At 72.7% G+C, this 15,381-nt stretch carries 13 protein-coding genes and 1 pseudogene; 6 read left to right on the forward strand and 8 right to left on the reverse strand.

The window, feature by feature from the left end:
• From AB8998_RS26355 to AB8998_RS26375, 5 genes are read right to left on the reverse strand one after another with little or no spacing between them, the layout of a single operon-like run.
• Positions 1-642 carry an LON peptidase substrate-binding domain-containing protein gene (locus AB8998_RS26355; RefSeq protein ID WP_369740876.1) on the reverse strand — a complete coding sequence of 214 codons (642 nt, stop codon included), beginning with the start codon at positions 640-642 and terminating at the stop codon, positions 1-3.
• 5 nt (positions 643-647) lie between these two features.
• A complete protein-coding gene (locus AB8998_RS26360) occupies positions 648-1,787 on the reverse strand; it encodes a glutamate--cysteine ligase (protein WP_369741780.1) in 1,140 nt (379 codons plus the stop codon).
• The gene (sodC, locus tag AB8998_RS26365) at positions 1,768-2,490 is read right to left on the reverse strand and encodes a superoxide dismutase[Cu-Zn] (protein ID WP_369740877.1); all 723 of its coding nucleotides are present in this window, start codon (positions 2,488-2,490) and stop codon (positions 1,768-1,770) included. Before sodC ends, AB8998_RS26360 begins: the two co-directional genes overlap by 20 nt.
• A gap of 49 nt (positions 2,491-2,539) precedes the next feature.
• The gene (locus tag AB8998_RS26370) at positions 2,540-3,013 is read right to left on the reverse strand and encodes a LytR C-terminal domain-containing protein (protein ID WP_369740878.1); all 474 of its coding nucleotides are present in this window, start codon (positions 3,011-3,013) and stop codon (positions 2,540-2,542) included.
• 18 nt (positions 3,014-3,031) lie between these two features.
• Complete coding sequence (locus AB8998_RS26375) at positions 3,032-3,340, reverse strand: DUF3263 domain-containing protein (RefSeq protein WP_369740879.1); 309 nt, start codon at positions 3,338-3,340, stop codon at positions 3,032-3,034.
• A 268-nt stretch (positions 3,341-3,608) separates the two neighbouring features.
• Here AB8998_RS26375 and AB8998_RS26380 point away from each other — a divergent pair, with 268 nt between their 5' ends.
• From AB8998_RS26380 to AB8998_RS26400, 5 genes and pseudogenes are all read left to right on the forward strand, one after another.
• Entirely contained in the window at positions 3,609-4,202 is a 594-nt protein-coding gene (locus tag AB8998_RS26380) for a peptide deformylase (protein ID WP_369740880.1), read from the forward strand.
• A complete protein-coding gene (locus AB8998_RS26385; RefSeq protein ID WP_369740881.1) occupies positions 4,202-5,101 on the forward strand; it encodes an N-acetylglutamate synthase, CG3035 family in 900 nt (299 codons plus the stop codon). The genes AB8998_RS26380 and AB8998_RS26385 overlap by 1 nt, the downstream gene beginning before the upstream one ends.
• Positions 5,102-5,103: 2 nt before the next feature.
• Entirely contained in the window at positions 5,104-5,910 is an 807-nt protein-coding gene (locus tag AB8998_RS26390; RefSeq protein ID WP_369740882.1) for an exodeoxyribonuclease III, read from the forward strand.
• 182 nt (positions 5,911-6,092) lie between these two features.
• Positions 6,093-6,527, forward strand: coding sequence for a hypothetical protein (locus AB8998_RS26395; RefSeq protein WP_369740883.1), 435 nt, complete (start codon positions 6,093-6,095; stop codon positions 6,525-6,527).
• A 1,864-nt stretch (positions 6,528-8,391) separates the two neighbouring features.
• Positions 8,392-10,518, forward strand: a pseudogene (locus tag AB8998_RS26400) (cation-translocating P-type ATPase); the annotation flags it as partial.
• Here the strand turns inward: AB8998_RS26400 and AB8998_RS26405 are convergent.
• Entirely contained in the window at positions 10,487-10,768 is a 282-nt protein-coding gene (locus tag AB8998_RS26405) for an Rv1535 domain-containing protein (protein ID WP_369741781.1), read from the reverse strand. The pseudogene AB8998_RS26400 and the gene AB8998_RS26405 overlap by 32 nt on opposite strands.
• Positions 10,769-10,831: 63 nt before the next feature.
• On the opposite strand from AB8998_RS26405, the gene AB8998_RS26410 reads away from it, so the two are divergent.
• Complete coding sequence (locus AB8998_RS26410) at positions 10,832-11,107, forward strand: hypothetical protein (protein WP_369741782.1); 276 nt, start codon at positions 10,832-10,834, stop codon at positions 11,105-11,107.
• Positions 11,108-11,113: 6 nt separating this feature from the next.
• Here AB8998_RS26410 and AB8998_RS26415 read toward each other — a convergent pair whose 3' ends face one another.
• On the reverse strand, positions 11,114-14,980 hold the full coding sequence (locus AB8998_RS26415; protein WP_369740884.1) for a SpoIIE family protein phosphatase: 3,867 nt from the start codon (positions 14,978-14,980) through the stop codon (positions 11,114-11,116).
• Complete coding sequence (locus AB8998_RS26420) at positions 14,977-15,333, reverse strand: STAS domain-containing protein (protein WP_369740885.1); 357 nt, start codon at positions 15,331-15,333, stop codon at positions 14,977-14,979. The genes AB8998_RS26415 and AB8998_RS26420 overlap by 4 nt, the downstream gene beginning before the upstream one ends.
• Positions 15,334-15,381: the final 48 nt, after the last annotated feature.

Below are 15,381 nucleotides of genomic sequence, written 5' to 3' on the forward strand. Positions count from 1 at the left end.
TCAGGACAATTCGAATTCGACCACGTCGGCGAGCGCGTCGACGGCCTCGGCGAAGGCGGCCAGCCGCTCGGCGACCGACGGCGCCGCCAGCACGGCGTAGCGGTCGGCGGCCCCGATCGGGACGCGCGACGCCAGCGCGAAGAGCCGCTGCCCGGGATCCTCGCCCCCGGCCGGGCCCAACAACACCTCGCGGTCCGGCAGTTCGGCTCCGCGCGCGTCCGCGATGCGCGCGAACACGGCCATCACGCGGTCCTCGAGCTCGCGCACCTGGGCCGGGGTCACCGGGTCCCCCGGCTCGTCGGGCCAGCGCCGCACGGCGGCCCGCGGGTAGGGATCGTCGGGCAGCCACTCGCACACCCGGATCCGCTCGCCCGCCCGGCACAGCAGCGAGTAGCGGCCCGCGCCGTGGTCGACGCACTCGCCGATCGTGGCCAGGGCCCCGACGTCGCAGCGCGCATCGCCCCCGCCGACCTCGCGGCCGGCCGAGATCAGCACCACGCCGAACGGGTCGCCGCTCTCGATGCAGTGGCGCACCAGCGCGCCGTAGCGGGGCTCGAAGATCCGCAGCGGCAGGTCCTGGCCGGGCAGCAGCGCCGACTCCAGCGGAAACATCGCCAGCTCAAGGGTTTCGGCATCGGTCATGCGCGCTAGATCTCCAGCTCGGCCACCAGCGCGTCGACAACCGCGCGCAGGTCGCCCTCGTGTTCCTCGGCCACCCGACGCTGCCGCTGGTAGGACGCACCGTCCCGCCAGATATCGGCCACCGCCGCCAGCTCGTCGAGGCAGTTCAGCGATTTGGCGACGGGCTCCAGCCGGGTCAGCATGTCGGCGAGGTCGTCGGTGACCAGCCGCTCGTTGCTGTCGGCGTCCAGGATGATCACCGCGTCGAGGCCGTACCGGGCGGCCCGCCACTTGTTTTCCTGGACGTGCCAGGGCGGCATGGTCGGCAGCGTCTCGCCCGCCTCCAGCCGGCGGTCCAGGTCGACGATGAGGCAGTGCGTCAGGGCGACCAGCGCGCCCAGTTCCCGCAGGTTGGACACGCCGTCGCAGATCCGCACCTCGAGGGTGCCCAGATGCGGAGAAGGCCTGACGTCCCAACGGATCTCGTCCATGTGGTCGATGATGCCGGTCTTCTTCTGGTCGTAGACGAAGCCCTCGAACTCGGCCCAGGTCTGGAACTGGAACGGCAGCCCCGCGGTGGGCAGCTGCTGGAACATCATCGCCCGGTTGCTGGCGTAGCCGGTGTCCTCACCGGCCCACCACGGCGAGGACGCCGACAGCGCCAGCAGGTGCGGGTAATAGTTGAGCAGCGAGCTCATGATCGGCATCACCTGGTGCGCGGAGCGGATGCCCACGTGCACGTGCACCCCCCAGATCAGCATCTGGCGGCCCCACCACTGGGTGCGCTTGATCAACTCCGCGTAGCGCGGCGCGTCGGTGAGTTTCTGGGTGGACCACCGCGCAAATGGGTGGGTGCCGGAGGAGAACAACTCCATGCCGCGGTCCCGGACGATCCGCCGCGCCGGGCCCAGGGTTTGACGCAGGTCTTCGATAGCCTCCCCCGCGGTCTCGCAGACGCCGCTGACCACCTCGACGGTGTTGCGCAGCAATTCCTTGTGCACCCGCGGGTTTTCGCCGATCTCGGCGATCACCGAGGTGGCCTCGTTGCTCAGGTCGCGGGTTTCGGCGTCGACCAGCGCGAACTCCCACTCCACCCCGACCGTCGGCCGCGGCGAGCGGGCGAAGTCGATGCGGGTGTTGCCCCGGTTAGCCGGAACCGATGACACCGCACGCCACTCGCTTGCCGGCGTCACCGGTGTTCATCGTGGTCTGGTCGGCGCCCGGCGTGCCGTTGGTCTGCTGGTAGCGGTCCGGCGGGATGTTGGCGAAGTTGTCGGCACCGGCGTGGATGATGATCGCGGTCTTCTGGCCGGTCAGCAGGTCGTCCATGCCGAAGGCGTCGGTGGTGGTCTCGAGCATCCCCGTCCCGTCCTGGCGGACCTGAAGCGGCGGCAGGTAACCGCTGTCGGGCTGGGCAGAATGCCCGGGCGCCTGGAAATGCCCGCCGGCGGAGTTGAAGTCGCCGGGCGCGCCGCCACCGGGGGCGACCGAGTTGGGTTCGCACTTGCCCACCTTGTGGATGTGCACCCCGTGAAAGCCGGGCGCGAGGTGACCGGGGCCGGTCGTCGCGATCGTGACGGTGGCAAAACCGTCGGCGAAATCGAACTTGGCGGTCGCGACCTCGGCGCCGTCGGCGTTCTTGAGCACGGTGATGATGCTCTGCGCGGCCGGCGCCGCGTTCCCGGAGCCCGGGGACGCGGCGGGCGCGGGTGAGCCGGTCCAGACCGGCGGAGTGGTGCCCGGGGACGTCGCGGGGTTCTGGCCCGGCGAACAGGCACTCAGCAGGGCGGCGCAGGTGGCCAGTAAGCACGTCGACAGTGCGGACATGGTGGCGGCAGCGGCATTACGGTGACCGGCGAGCATAGGCATGACGAGAGCCTAACCCGGCGCCCCGAGACCGATCGAGCGGCCGGACGTCTCAGCCCGCCACCAGGACGATGACACCCGGCGGCTGGTCGCTGAGCGCGGGGATCCGCGTTTCCACGGGCGCGCCCAGCTTCTTGCCCACGGCGTCGGCGGTGGCATGCTCACCGTCGGCGTCGGTGAAGTACACCGTGGTGGTCGTGACGTCGGGCACCGTGAGGTTGCCGACCTCGGTGACCCGGAAGCCGGCGGAGGTCAGCTCGTCCTTGGTGCGCCCGGCGACGCCTTCCTTCGACGAGATGTTGTAGACCCGAACGTCCGCCTGGTCGGCCCGGGGCGTCGTCGTCGACGCGGCCGGGGAACTGGTGGTGCTGGTCATGCCGGAAACCGCCGACGCCGAGTCGTCGTCGGAGTTCCCCGAGCCGAGGGCCTGCCAGCCGAGCAGCAGGAAGATCACGCCGAGGAACAGCAGCACCATCACCATGGCCCGCAGCGGAAGCCCCGTGGAATCGGGGACGCGCTCTTTCATCGAGCCCACTGTAGCGAGTCAGGTCACCTCGAAGCCGAGCCGCCGCGCCGCGCGCGCCTTCTGCCGGCTCGCGCGCAGCCGCCGCAGCCGCTTCACCAGCATCGGGTCGGCGGCCAGCGCCTCGGGCCGGTCGACCAGCGCGTTGAGCACCTGGTAGTAGCGCGTCGCCGACATCGAGAAGAGCTCTTTGATGGCGTCTTCCTTCACCCCGGCGAATTTCCACCACTGGCGTTCGAACGCCAGGATGTCGTGTTCGCGTCGGGTGAGCCCATCGGCGATCTCAGCGTCGTCCCCCGACTGATTTGCCCGCGCCATGGCGCTGTCCATATTGCTTCCCCTGGACCCTTCCGGCGGATACTCGAATTGCTCTGGTGACGTAATTACGGGCATGTTTTGCGCGAACATTGAACCACGCCGCGAAGTCTGGTGCGGCGAACCCGGACCGCGAGTCGCCGTATTGCCCCGCATCTCGCCCACCCGGCCCGATCGCGCATCTCGCCCCCTCGCCGCTGCGCGGCTGGGAAGTACCCCCAACCTCGGGCCGCTTCGGCCCGCCCGCCTTCGCCGGGGGTCGACGCGCCTAAGCTAGCCGATCATGGCAGTCGTACCGATCCGCATCGTGGGGGACCCGGTGTTGCACACACCGACCGAACCCGTGCCGCTCGCCGCCGACGGCTCGCTGCCCGCCGAGGTGGCCGAGCTGATCTCCACGATGTACGACACCATGGACGCCGCGCACGGCGTCGGCCTTGCCGCCAACCAGATCGGGTACGGGTTGCGGGTTTTCGTCTACGACTGCGCCGACGACCGCGGGATGAGCGAGCGCCGCCGCGGCGTGGTCGTCAACCCGCTGCTGGAAACCTCCGAGGTGCCCGAGACGATGCCCGACCCAGAGGCCGACGACGAGGGCTGCCTGTCGGTCCCCGGCGAGTCCTTTCCCACCGGCCGGGCGAAGTGGGCGAAGGTGACCGGCCTGGACGCCGAGGGCAACCCGGTCACGCTCGAGGGCACCGGCCTGTTCGCGCGGATGCTGCAGCACGAAACCGGGCACCTCGACGGGTTCCTGTACCTGGACCGCCTCGTCGGCCGCTACGCCCGCGGCGCCAAGCGGGCCGTCAAGGCCCACGGCTGGGGTGTGCCCGGCCTGTCGTGGCTGCCGGGCGAGGGACCTGACCCGTTCGGTCACTGATGGTCGCGTGGCCAGAGCCCGGCACGCGGGTGGCGGTGCGCTACCGGCGCGCGAGCGGATCGGTCCCCCCGCTGACCGACGCGGTGGGGCACCTGCTGACGGTCGAGCCGGTGGTGCGCGTGCGGACGAAGACCGGCGCGGTCGTCGAGTTCGCCCCCGACGACGTCGTGGCGCTGCGGGTGCTGACCGACACACCGGTACGCACGTCCCAGATTCGCGCCCTTGAGCACGCGGCCGCGAGAGCCTGGCCCGGCGTCGAGCACACCTGGCTGGACGGCTGGCTGCTGCGGGCCGCGCCCGGCGCCGGCATGACGGTCAATTCGGCTTTGCCGCTTGATATTTCAGCTCACATGAGCACACTGCCCGCCATCGTCGACTGGTACCGGCGCCGCGGCCTGGCGCCGCGCCTGGCGATCCCGGACCGCTTGCTGTCGCTGCCGGCCAGGCTGACGACGGAACGCACCGAACAGGTTCTGGTGCGCGACGTCGCCGGCATGGCCACCGGCGACCCCGCCGCGGCCGTCACCCTCTCGGTCCGCCCGGACGACGGCTGGCTGCAGACGTCGCGGTCCGGGCCCGACATTCACACGCTGACCGCCGTCACTGACGGCGAGCTCAGGTTCGGCGTGCAACCGGGCGCCGCGGCCGCGCGCGCAGCGGTCACCGACGCCCCCGACGGCGCCCGCTGGGTGGGCCTGTGGGTGGCGGCCGCCGGCGACGCGGCCGCCGCTCGCCGAGTTTGCGAAACCCTGCTCGCCTGGGCCGCGGGGCGCGGCGCGACCCGCGGCTACCTGGCGGTCGGCGAGGACGCCGACCCGGCCCGGACCGCCGTCGCCGGCGCGCTGGGCTTCCGGCCGCACCACAGCCGCCGGTACTTCCCGGTCGGCGCTAGCGTCTAGTCATGCGGCTGGCCACCTGGAACGTGAACTCCATTCGCACCCGCCTCGACCGCGTCGTGGACTGGCTGGCCCGCGCCGACGTCGACGTGCTGGCCATGCAGGAGACCAAGTGCGCGGACAGCCAGTTCCCCACCCTGCCGTTCTTCGAACTCGGCTACGAGGTCGCCCACGTCGGCTTCAACCAGTGGAACGGCGTGGCGATCGCATCGCGGGTGGGCCTCGACGACGTGCAGGTCGGTTTCGACGGCCAGCCCGGCTGGAGCGCCAAACCCGGGCTGGACCCCGCCCCGGAAGCCCGCGCGCTGGGCGCCACCTGCGCCGGCGTGCGGGTGTGGAGCCTGTACGTGCCCAACGGCCGCACCCTGGCCGACCCCCACTACGGCTACAAGCTGGACTGGCTCGCCGCGCTGCGCGACGCGGCGGCCGGCTGGCTGCACGACGACCCCGCGGCGCAGATCGCCCTGGTGGGCGACTGGAATATCGCGCCCACCGACGAAGACGTCTGGAGCCCCGAATTCTTCGCCGGAGCCACCCACGTTTCCGAACCCGAGCGCCGGGCCTTCCAGGCCGTCGTCGACGCGCAATTCACCGACGTCGTGCGGCCATTCACGCCCGGCCCCGGCGTGTACACCTACTGGGATTACACCCAGCTGCGTTTTCCCAAGAGACAAGGCATGCGCATCGACTTCATCCTGGCCTCGCCGGCGTTGGCCGGCCGGGTGAGCGCCGCGCAGATCGTCCGAGAGGAACGTAAAGGAAAAGCGCCCAGCGACCACGCCCCGGTGCTGGTGGATTTGCGCGACGGCTAAACCGGATGGAGCGGTGGAAATTCGCCCGCGCCGGCTCGTTGTATTGCGACCAAGTAGCGTGGCAGGCTTTTGTTTGGAAAGATACAGGGAAAATTTCGTTGCCGCTGTTTACGTTCCGTTCAACGGGTATACAGGCGACGTCGACCGGTCGCCGCGAGGATGGCCGGAGATCAGGAGCCATCATGAGTGTCGTCGGTGGGGCAGCCCGAAGCGTGGGTAACGCCGTGAACCGCGCGGCCGACGCGGCCACCGCCGCCGCCGGCGCCGTGGGCGGCGCGGCGGTGAACGGGATCGTCGGCGGCGTCACAGGTGCCGCCGAAGGCATCAAGCGCGGCGTCAGCTCGGGCAGTCACTCCACGCCGGCGGCCGCGCTGGCCATGGGCGCGCTCGGGGTGGCCGGCCTGGTCGAGTGGCCAGTGCTGCTGGCCGTGGGCGGTGGCGCGCTGCTGCTGCACCGCATGCACCGCAGAACCGAACCGCCCCCCAAGGCCAACCTGAAGCCGGTGCCGACGGACGACGCGCCGAAGAAGGCGGTGCCCCAGAAGGCCGCCAAGCCGGCGGCCAAGAAGACGGCCGGGCGCCGGCCGGGCGCGAGCGAGTTGCGCAGCACCAACTAGTCGGGGATCCGTTGAGCAGCCCTTGAGCATTGCCGCCTCTTCCATTCGAATACCGCTGCGCGTCCTGGTCTCCGGGGTCCGGACCACCACCGCCCTGGCCGGCGCGTCCCTGAACATCGCGGCCATTCCGCTGCGCGAGGGTGCCCGGGCGATCGCGGGCGAGTTGCCCGGGCAGACCCCCGCCGAACCCGCGGCGCCTCCGGTGGAGCCGCCCGCAACGGGCGCGGTGCCGGTGATCAGGGCGGTGACCGTGGCCGCCAACGCGGCCGGGCTGGGCATCGCGCTGACCGGACGCGTCCTGCACTGGCCGCGGGCGCCGATCGGTGTGCTGGCGGGCGTCGTCGCGGTGGACTATCAGCCCTGGGCGCGGCGGCTGGTCGAGAACGCCATCGGCCGGCCCGCGACGGACACCGTGCTGGCCCTGGCCGGGGTGGCCGCCGAGACCGTCACCCAGTCCCCGGGGGCGTTGTCGGTGGGTCTGCTCATGCAGTCCCTGCGCGCCGCCGAGAGCCGCGCCGAGGCGCGGGTGTGGCGCCTGCACGAAGCGGAACTGGCGCGCCGCGCCGAGTGGGAGGCCCCGACGCCCGAGCGCCGGCCGCGGCCCGCCAGACCCCTGGACGCCGCCGGCCGCCGTTTCGCGCTGATGCAGGCCGTCAGCGCCGGCCTGATCGGTGCCACCACCCGCAGCGTGCACCTGGCCGCGACCGCGGTGCTGGTGACCGCGCCCAAGGCGAGCCGCACCACACCCGAGGCGTTCGCCGCGGCGCTCGGGCACGGATTGGCCGATCGGCACGCGGTGCTGACGCTGCGGCCCGACGCCCTGCGCCGCCTGGACCGAATCGACGCGATCGTCGTCGACCCCAGGGCGTTGTGCACCAGCGGCCTGCAGGTGGCCCGCGTGCGCGGCGCCGCCGAGGACGAGGTGCCCGCGGCGTGGAACCGCGCCCAGCTCGTCCTGGCCAGGGACGGTCTGCGGGCCGGCTGGCACCCGGTCCCCGGGATCTCGGCCGCCGAGCCGGGTTCCGCGGTCGAGGCACTGTTCCGCCCGCCCCACGATCCGCTGGCCGCGGCGGTGGTCGCCGAGGCCCACCGGTCGGGGGCCGACCTGGTGTCGGTCGACGTCGACGCGCTGGGCGAGCTGCGGCACGCGTTCGACGACCTCCGAGCGCCCGGCGGCCGACCCCTGGACGACGCGCTCGCCGCGACGGTCGCCGACCTGCAACGCGCGGGCCGCTCCGTCGCGGTGCTGTCCGCGCTGCCGGGCCGCACCCTGGCCAAGGCCGACGTGGCGCTGGGCATTCTGCCGCGCCACGACACCGATCCCCTCCCCTGGGAGGCCGACCTGCTGCTGCCCGACCTGGCCGCCGCGTGGCGGGTGCTGCGCGCCCTCCCGGCGGCCCGGGCCGCCACCCGGCGCGGCGCCGGGATAGCGGCCGGGGCGACGGCCATGGGGTCGCTGCTTATGATCCCCGGCGTGCGCGGCCTGGGGCCCGGGCCGATCAACACCGGCGCGGCGGCGGGGCTGCTGGCGGGATACCTGCTGGCCCGCGGCATCATCGGCGCCGAGGCGCCCCGGCCGGGCCCGGTGCACGACTGGCATGCGATGTCGGTCGAGCAGGTCCGCGCGGTGCTGCCCGCGCCCGAGTCGGACCCGGCCGGCGAGCCGGGCCGGCTCGCGCTGGCCGCGATCGGCGCCGCGCAGCCCGACACCCGGGCGCGTGCGTTCCTGCAGTTCCTCGAGGCGGTGCGCGCCGAGTTGACCGACCCGCTGACGCCCGTGCTGGCGCTGGGCTCGGCGGCCAGCGCGGTGCTCGGTTCGCCCGTGGACGCGGTGCTGGTCTTCTCGGTGCTGGCCGCGAACTCGATGCTGGCGGCCAGCCAGCGGCTGCGGGCCGAGAACCGACTGAATCACCTTCTGGCGCAACAGATCCCGCCCGCCCGCAAGCTGGTGATTGGGCCGGACGGGCAGCGGGTCTACGCCGACGTCATCGCCGCGCAGCTGCAGCCCGGCGACCTGATCGAGGTCCGCACGCACGAGGTGGTGCCCGCCGACGCGCGGATCGTCGAGGAAGTCGACGTCGAGGTCGACGAGTCGACGCTGACCGGGGAGTCGCTGTCGGTGGAGAAGCAGGTCGAGGCCACGCCCGGCGCCGACCTCGCCGAGCGCCGCTGCATGCTCTACGCCGGCACCACCCTGGAGGCGGGCACCGCGGTCGCCCTGGTGACCGCGGTCGGCGCCGACACCCAGGAGCGCCGCGCCGCCGAGCTGGTGTCCGCCGACCTGTCCTCCGAGGTCGGCCTGCAGCACCAGCTCAGCCAGCTCACCAACCGGGCCTTCCCCGTCAGCGTGACCGGCGGCGCCCTGGTCGGCGCGCTGGGCATGCTGCGGCGCACGGCGCTGCGCGAGGCGGTGGCCAGCGGCATCGCGATCGCCGTGGCCGCGGTGCCCGAGGGCATGCCGCTCGTGGCGACGCTCGCCCAGGCTGCGTCGGCGCGACGGCTGACCAGGTTCGGCGCGCTGGTCCGGGTGCCGCGTTCGGTGGAGGCGCTGGGCCGCATCGACGTGGTCTGTTTCGACAAGACGGGAACCCTCAGCGAGAACCGCCTGCGCGTCACGGACGTCCACCCGGCGCCGGGACACTCCCGCGAGGAGGTGCTGCGCTGCGCCGCCCACGCCGCCCCCACCTCCAACGGCGACCCGCACGTGCACGCCACCGACGCCGCCATCGTGGCGGCGGCCGCCGAGGCCCTCGGGACCCCGACGGCCGTGCCGCCACAGGACGCGCACCTCCCCTTCCGGTCCGGCAGGTCGTTCTCGGCGTCGGTCACCGATCACGAACTCACCGTCAAGGGGGCGCCCGAGGTCGTGCTGGCCGCCTGCGGCGCCCCGGGCCCCGAGCCCGCGGTCGGCGAGCTGGCCGCCCGCGGGCTGCGGGTCATCGCGGTGGCGCGGCGGCGGCTCACCCCGCAGCAGGCGCGGCGGCTCCGCGACGACCCCGACGGCATCGCCGACTACTGCTCGGACGGTCTGACGCTGGCCGGGTTCCTCGGCCTGTCCGACACCCCGCGCGCCGAAGCCGCCGGCCTGCTGGCCGAACTCCGGCGGCAGCAGGTGGGCGTCAAGCTGATCACCGGCGACCACCCGATCACCGCCACGGCCATCGCCACCGAACTGGGGCTGGCGGTCGGAGCTGACGAGGTGATCAGCGGTTGCGAGTGGGACGCGCTGTCGCGCAAGGATCAGGAACGCGTCGTGACCGAACGGGTGATCTTCGCGCGGATGACACCGGAGAACAAGGTCCAGGTCGTGCAGACGCTGGAAGCCGCCGGCGTGCTGTGCGCGATGGTCGGCGACGGCTCCAACGACGCGGCCGCGATCCGCGCCGCCTCCGTCGGCATCGGCGTCGTCGCCGGCGGCAGCGACCCGGCGCACATGGCGGCCGACGTGGTGCTGGTCGACGCCCGCATCGAGGCCCTGGTGCAGGCCATCGAAGAGGGACGCCAGCTCTGGCAGCGGGTGCAGTCGGCGGTCTCGGTGCTGCTCGGCGGCAACGCCGGGGAGGTGCTGTTCGCGATCATCGGCAGCGCGCTGACGGGTACCTCGCCGCTGAACACCCGGCAGCTGCTGCTGGTGAACATGATGACCGACGCGCTGCCGGCCGCGGCGCTCGCCGTCAGCAAGCCCAGGGGTCCCGTCAACCCGGGGCTGCGCGGCCCGGATCAGCCCGCGCTGTGGCGCGCCGTCGCCGTCCGCGGCACGACCACGGCCGCGGCGGCGACGGCGGCGTGGGCGATGGCGGGGGTCACCGGCCTGCCCCGGCGCGCCTCCACCGTCGCGCTGGTGGCCCTGGTGGGCGCGGAGCTGGGCCAGACGCTGCTGGATTCGCACGCACCGCTGGTGCTGCTCACCACGGTCGGCTCGATGGCCACGATGGCCACCCTGATCAGCATCCCGGTGGTCAGCCAGCTACTCGGCTGCACTCCGCTGGATCCGCTCGGCTGGGCGCAGGCTCTGGGAAGCGCCGCGGCCGCGACGGTCGCCCTGGCCGTGGTGAACGGTATCGCGGAGAGATGGGGCAGTCCGGACACAGATCCGCCGATTGACGGCGCGGCCGCTCGGTCGGGACAATCTCCACAATCCCCACGCGCCACAACAACGCATAGACGTGCCTCAGGGGCACGGCGAGCGCCGAAGCAACCGGCGATATCAGCGGATCCGCCAGGGTTTCGGACATTGTCATAACCCCGACCGTTGCCGGGTGACCCGGCGGGGCGGGAAACCCTTCGTTACAGAAAGGCAAATGATGGCGGAAAAGCAGGCGCGCCGGGGAACGCCGCAACACGAGGCGGTGCAGAGGATCCGCGAGGGCGAGACGTTTGCAGTGAATCTGCCGCTGGTGGGGCAGGTGGAGATTCCGCGGCCCGAGCAGCTGGCGTACTACGGCGGACTGGCCGCCCTGGCGGCCTTCGAACTCATCGACTGGCCGGTGGCCCTCGTCATCGCCGCCGGCCACATCATGGCGAACAACCACCACAACAAGTTGCTCGAGGAACTCGGCGAGGCGATGGAGGAGGTCTGACACGCCCTAGCCGGTCAGAGCGTGGTCGAACTCCAGCGTGACCCGAGTGCCGGCGGGGGTGCGCACGGTGTCGACGCGGTCGGCCAGGCCCCCCATCAGCGTGAGGCCGCGCCCGCGACGCCGGTTGCGCATGCTGGCCGACGAATCGCTGACCCACTGCCCGGTGTCGCTGACGGTGATCGCGACGGTGTCCCGGCGCAGGAACGCCTCGACGGAGACGGTCTTGTGCGGCTCGCCCCCGCTGCCGTGCTCGATCGCGTTGGTGACGGCTTCGCCCGCCGCCAGCAAGATGTCCAGCTCGCGGCGAGGGACGACGGCGATGCTGTTCAGCCAGCCCCGGAGCCGGCCGCGCGCGACGGGGATCTGCGCCGCCGCGGCGGGCACCACCGTGGCGAAGCTGAGCGCGGCCGCGTGGCTGGGACGCAGCGCCAGCAGCACGACGTCGTCGCGGAAGCCGGCTGCCGGGCTCATCCGCCGCAGCAGCTCGTTGCAGAGGGACTCGACCGGCAGGTCGGCGCAGTCCGCGGCCACGGACTTCAGGCGCGCGAACCCGTCGTCGAGCGTCTCGCCGAGCCGCTCGATGAGCCCGTCGGTGTAGAGCAGGATCAGGCTGCCCGGTTGCAGCCGCGTCGTCGCCGTGGCGGTGGGCGCGTCGTCGCGGGCGGCGCTTTCGGTGACGGCGACCGGGGGACGGCGGCCGGACTCCAAGAAGACCGGGGCCCGGTCGGCCGGGATGACCAGCGGGTAGGGGTGCCCGGCGCAGCTGTAGCTGACGGTGGCGGCCCCCGCCTCGGCCCCGGCGTCCACGAGGGCATAGGCCACGGTCGCGCAGCGGGCGCCCGTGACGCTGGCCGCGTACCGGTCCAACGCCGTCAGCACCGCGTCCGGTTCGGGGGCGGTGAGCGCCGAGGCGGCCACCACGGCGCGCAGCCTGCTCATCACGATCGCGGCGGACAGGCCGTGCCCGACGACGTCGCCGACCGATATCCCGACCCTGCCCGCCGCGGCTAGCGGGGTGACCGAATACCAGTCGCCGCCGACGCGCATCGCCTCCCCGGCCGGCTGGTACACCGCCGCGACGACCCCCGCGGTCGAGCCGCGGTTGAGGTCGAGCAGGTGTTCCTGGAAGTCGACGGCGATGCGGTGTTCGCGCGCCATCACCCGGACCCTGTCCAGGGCCGACTGGGTGAGCTCGGCCATCCGGCGGAAGGTCTCGAGTTCGGCGGCTTCGAACTGGCGCGGCGCGGGCCACAGCAACGCCAGCACGCCCGCGACCCGGCCCGCGCCGTCGCGCAGCGGGTGCGCGACACACGCGCGGACGTTGGCCGCGGTGTCCTGCACCGCGTGCTGGTAGCGCGCCGGGAGGTCGAACGTGTCGGGGATGATCATCGGCTCGCCGGTGCGCACGACGTCCGCGCCGACCAGCGGGGCGTCGATTGAGGCCACGTGGTAGCGGTCGCGTAGCTCCCTGGGGAGGTCGCCGGCGTACTCGAACCGGATGTGCCGCTCGCCGTCGACCACCCCGATCGTGACCGCCGCGGCGTCACCGGAGCCGAAGGGCGAGTTGGAGAACGCTTCGAGGATCCCCGCCACCGAGTCGGCGGACTGCAGCGCCGAGTCGAGCTGCACCAGATCGGCGGCGAGCCGCTGGTGGGCCTCGCGTTGCTGGCGGTCGCGCTCCCGGCCCACCGCGGACAGCCGGGAGGCCAGCCGGTCCACGAGTTCCTGCGAGCGGAACGGCTTGGGCAGGTAGTCGTCGGCCCCGCCGGCGAAGCCCTCGGTGATGGCCTCGGCGCCGGCCCGCGCGGACAGCATGAGGACCGGCGTGGCCGCCAACGCCGGATCCGCGCGAATGGCCGCCACCAGCCCGAACCCGTCGACACCGGGCATCATGACGTCGGTCACGATCGCGTCGGGGTGCCACCTGCGCGCGGCGGCCAGCGCCGAGCCCCCGTCGGCGACGAGGACGGTCTCGTAGTGCGCGGACAGCACCCGGTTCAGGTGGGCCCGCATGTCGGCGTTGTCGTCGGCGATGAGCACCACCGGGCGACCGGGCGCACCGGCTGCGGCCGGCTCCTCGGCGGGCCCCGACTGCACCCACTGCGTCGCCTCGGCCACGTACGGGTTGGTCGCGTCGAGCGTCTCGTCGAGCAGCTTGGCGGGCGAATGATCGACCGCGGCGCCGTCGACCGATTCCGGCAGCCGGATCGTCACCGTGGTCCCGCGATCGACCTTGCTGTCGATGTGCACGCTGCCGCGGTGCAGCTCGACCAGTCCGCGGACCAGCGACAGCCCGATTCCGGTGCCCTCCACGCTGCGGCCCCGCGCCGTGTCGGCCCGGTAGAAGCGCTCGAACAGCCGGTCCAGGTCGTCGGCGCCGATCCCGACCCCCGTGTCGCGGACCGCTACCACGCAGCACCCGGCCTCGGCGCGCACCCCGACCGAGATCGAGCCCCGCAGCGTGTATTTGACCGCGTTGGACAGCAGGTTCAACACGATCGTCTCCCACATGCCGGGGTCGACGTCGGCGGTCGCCGCGGCGCAGTCCAGCACGAGGTCGAGCCCCGCCCGGTCACACAGCTCGCTGAACGACGACGCGATGTGCTCGGTGAGCGCGCCGACGTCGGTGCACACCAGCTTCGCTTTCGCCCGGCCGGCCTCGATGCGGGAGAAGTCGAGCAACGAGTCGACCAGCCGCTGCAGGCGGCGCGCGTTGCGCCCGGCGGTGCTCAGCCGTTCGGCCAGGATGCTCCCGGGCGGCGCGTCGAACAGGGCGTCGTCGAGCGGCCCGAGCAGCAGCGCCAGGGGGGTGCGGAACTCGTGGCTGACGTTGGTCAGGAAGGCCGTCTTGGCCCGGTCCAGCTCGGCCAGCGCGTCGGCCCGCTGCCGCTGCTGCTCGAAGGAGGAAATCTGCGCGAACGTCGACGACAACTGGTCGGCCAGCAGCTGGCAGAAGCCGCGGTACAGCGTGTCCAGGCGACGTCGCGGAGCGAGCCCCGCCACCAGCGCACCGGCCGTCGATGCTTCGCCGAGGGGCAACACCAGCGCCTGCTGCGGGCAGTCGTCGCCCAGGACCTCGCCGATACCCGGGATGGCCGCAGGCACGTCGTCGACGAGCCGCAACTCGGCCCGGGAGCGCGACGCCGAATCCGGTTCGATCAGCTCCTCCAGCGTGCGGGGCAACAGCCCCGACACGGTCGGCGTCGCGCCGCACAGCGCCAGCCGGCCCGAATCCGCCTCCTGGACGTAGACGGCGACGAACGGCAGGTCGGCGGGCTGGCCCGCGCACACCGCGACGGCGGCCTCGACCGCATCGTCGAAGCTGCGCGCCTCCGTCGTCGCCGCCGCCACCGCGTTGAGCAGGTGCAGGCGGCGCTCGCCCAGCACCCGGTCGGTGGTCTCGTAGGACGGGCAGAAGATGCCGAAGGGCCGGCCCTCGGCGGAGATCAGCGGGCTGTAGGTGAACGAGAAGTAGCGTTCCTCGCGCCGGCCGGCGGTGACCATCGGCAGCATCAGGTCACGCGACCAGGTCGCCTCCCCACTGGCGACCACCCCGGCCAGCATCGAGCCGATCGAGTCCCAGATGTCCCACCACACGTCGCGCCCGGGCTGGCCGAGGGCGGCCGGGTGTTTGTCGCCGAGGATCTCGATGTAGGCCTCGTTGTACACCAGGAACAGGTCGTCGGTGCCGAGCCACAGCACGAGCGGGAACCGTGACGTCAGCGTCGTGGCCACGGCTGCGCGCATCTCGGCGGGCCACTGCTGCGGCGGGCCCAGCGGGTGGGCCGCCCAGTCGAACTCGGCGAACCGCCGGCCCATCTCCCCGCCCAGCGCGGCCGCAGCCGCGAGGTCCGCCGGTAGCCCTCCGTTCATTGCCGCCGCTCGCGCTGCAGTGCCTGCGGCAGCGTCGGGTAGATGTCGAAGACACGATCGAGCTCGGTGACCTGGATCGGCCGCAGCACGTGGTCGTTGGCGGCGACGAGGCGGACCGCCGTCCCGGCCGCCTGGCCCGCCTCGTGGCAGTCGAGCACCGCGTTCAGGGCCGCGCTGCCGAAGAAATCGACCGCTTGCAGGTCGAGGACGACCAGCCTGGCCGGGTGCGTGGCGGCCAGCTCGAGCGCCGAGGTGAGCTGAGCGGTGAGCTCGTCGACGGTACTGGAATCGACATCACCTTTGATCCGGACCACCACGGCATCCTCGTGGGCCTCGTGTTCGACCGCCAACAATTCCGCGCCTCTCGCCCGACGGACGTGTCAAATTGCCGCAGAGCCCGA

The sequence above is a fragment of the Mycobacterium sp. HUMS_12744610 genome, from assembly GCF_041206865.1.
Taxonomy (GTDB): domain Bacteria; phylum Actinomycetota; class Actinomycetes; order Mycobacteriales; family Mycobacteriaceae; genus Mycobacterium; species Mycobacterium servetii.

Coding starts and splice junctions, on each gene's coding strand:
- AB8998_RS26385 (WP_369740881.1), top strand. CDS start 4,202: ATGGTCGCGTGGCCAGAGCCCGGCACGCGGGTGGCGGTGCGCTACCGG.
- AB8998_RS26395 (WP_369740883.1), top strand. CDS start 6,093: ATGAGTGTCGTCGGTGGGGCAGCCCGAAGCGTGGGTAACGCCGTGAAC.
- AB8998_RS26410 (WP_369741782.1), top strand. CDS start 10,832: ATGGCGGAAAAGCAGGCGCGCCGGGGAACGCCGCAACACGAGGCGGTG.
- AB8998_RS26380 (WP_369740880.1), top strand. CDS start 3,609: ATGGCAGTCGTACCGATCCGCATCGTGGGGGACCCGGTGTTGCACACA.
- AB8998_RS26390 (WP_369740882.1), top strand. CDS start 5,104: ATGCGGCTGGCCACCTGGAACGTGAACTCCATTCGCACCCGCCTCGAC.
- AB8998_RS26375 (WP_369740879.1), bottom strand. CDS start 3,340: ATGGACAGCGCCATGGCGCGGGCAAATCAGTCGGGGGACGACGCTGAG.
- AB8998_RS26415 (WP_369740884.1), bottom strand. CDS start 14,980: ATGAACGGAGGGCTACCGGCGGACCTCGCGGCTGCGGCCGCGCTGGGC.
- AB8998_RS26355 (WP_369740876.1), bottom strand. CDS start 642: ATGACCGATGCCGAAACCCTTGAGCTGGCGATGTTTCCGCTGGAGTCG.
- sodC (WP_369740877.1), bottom strand. CDS start 2,490: ATGCCTATGCTCGCCGGTCACCGTAATGCCGCTGCCGCCACCATGTCC.
- AB8998_RS26405 (WP_369741781.1), bottom strand. CDS start 10,768: ATGACAATGTCCGAAACCCTGGCGGATCCGCTGATATCGCCGGTTGCT.
- AB8998_RS26370 (WP_369740878.1), bottom strand. CDS start 3,013: ATGAAAGAGCGCGTCCCCGATTCCACGGGGCTTCCGCTGCGGGCCATG.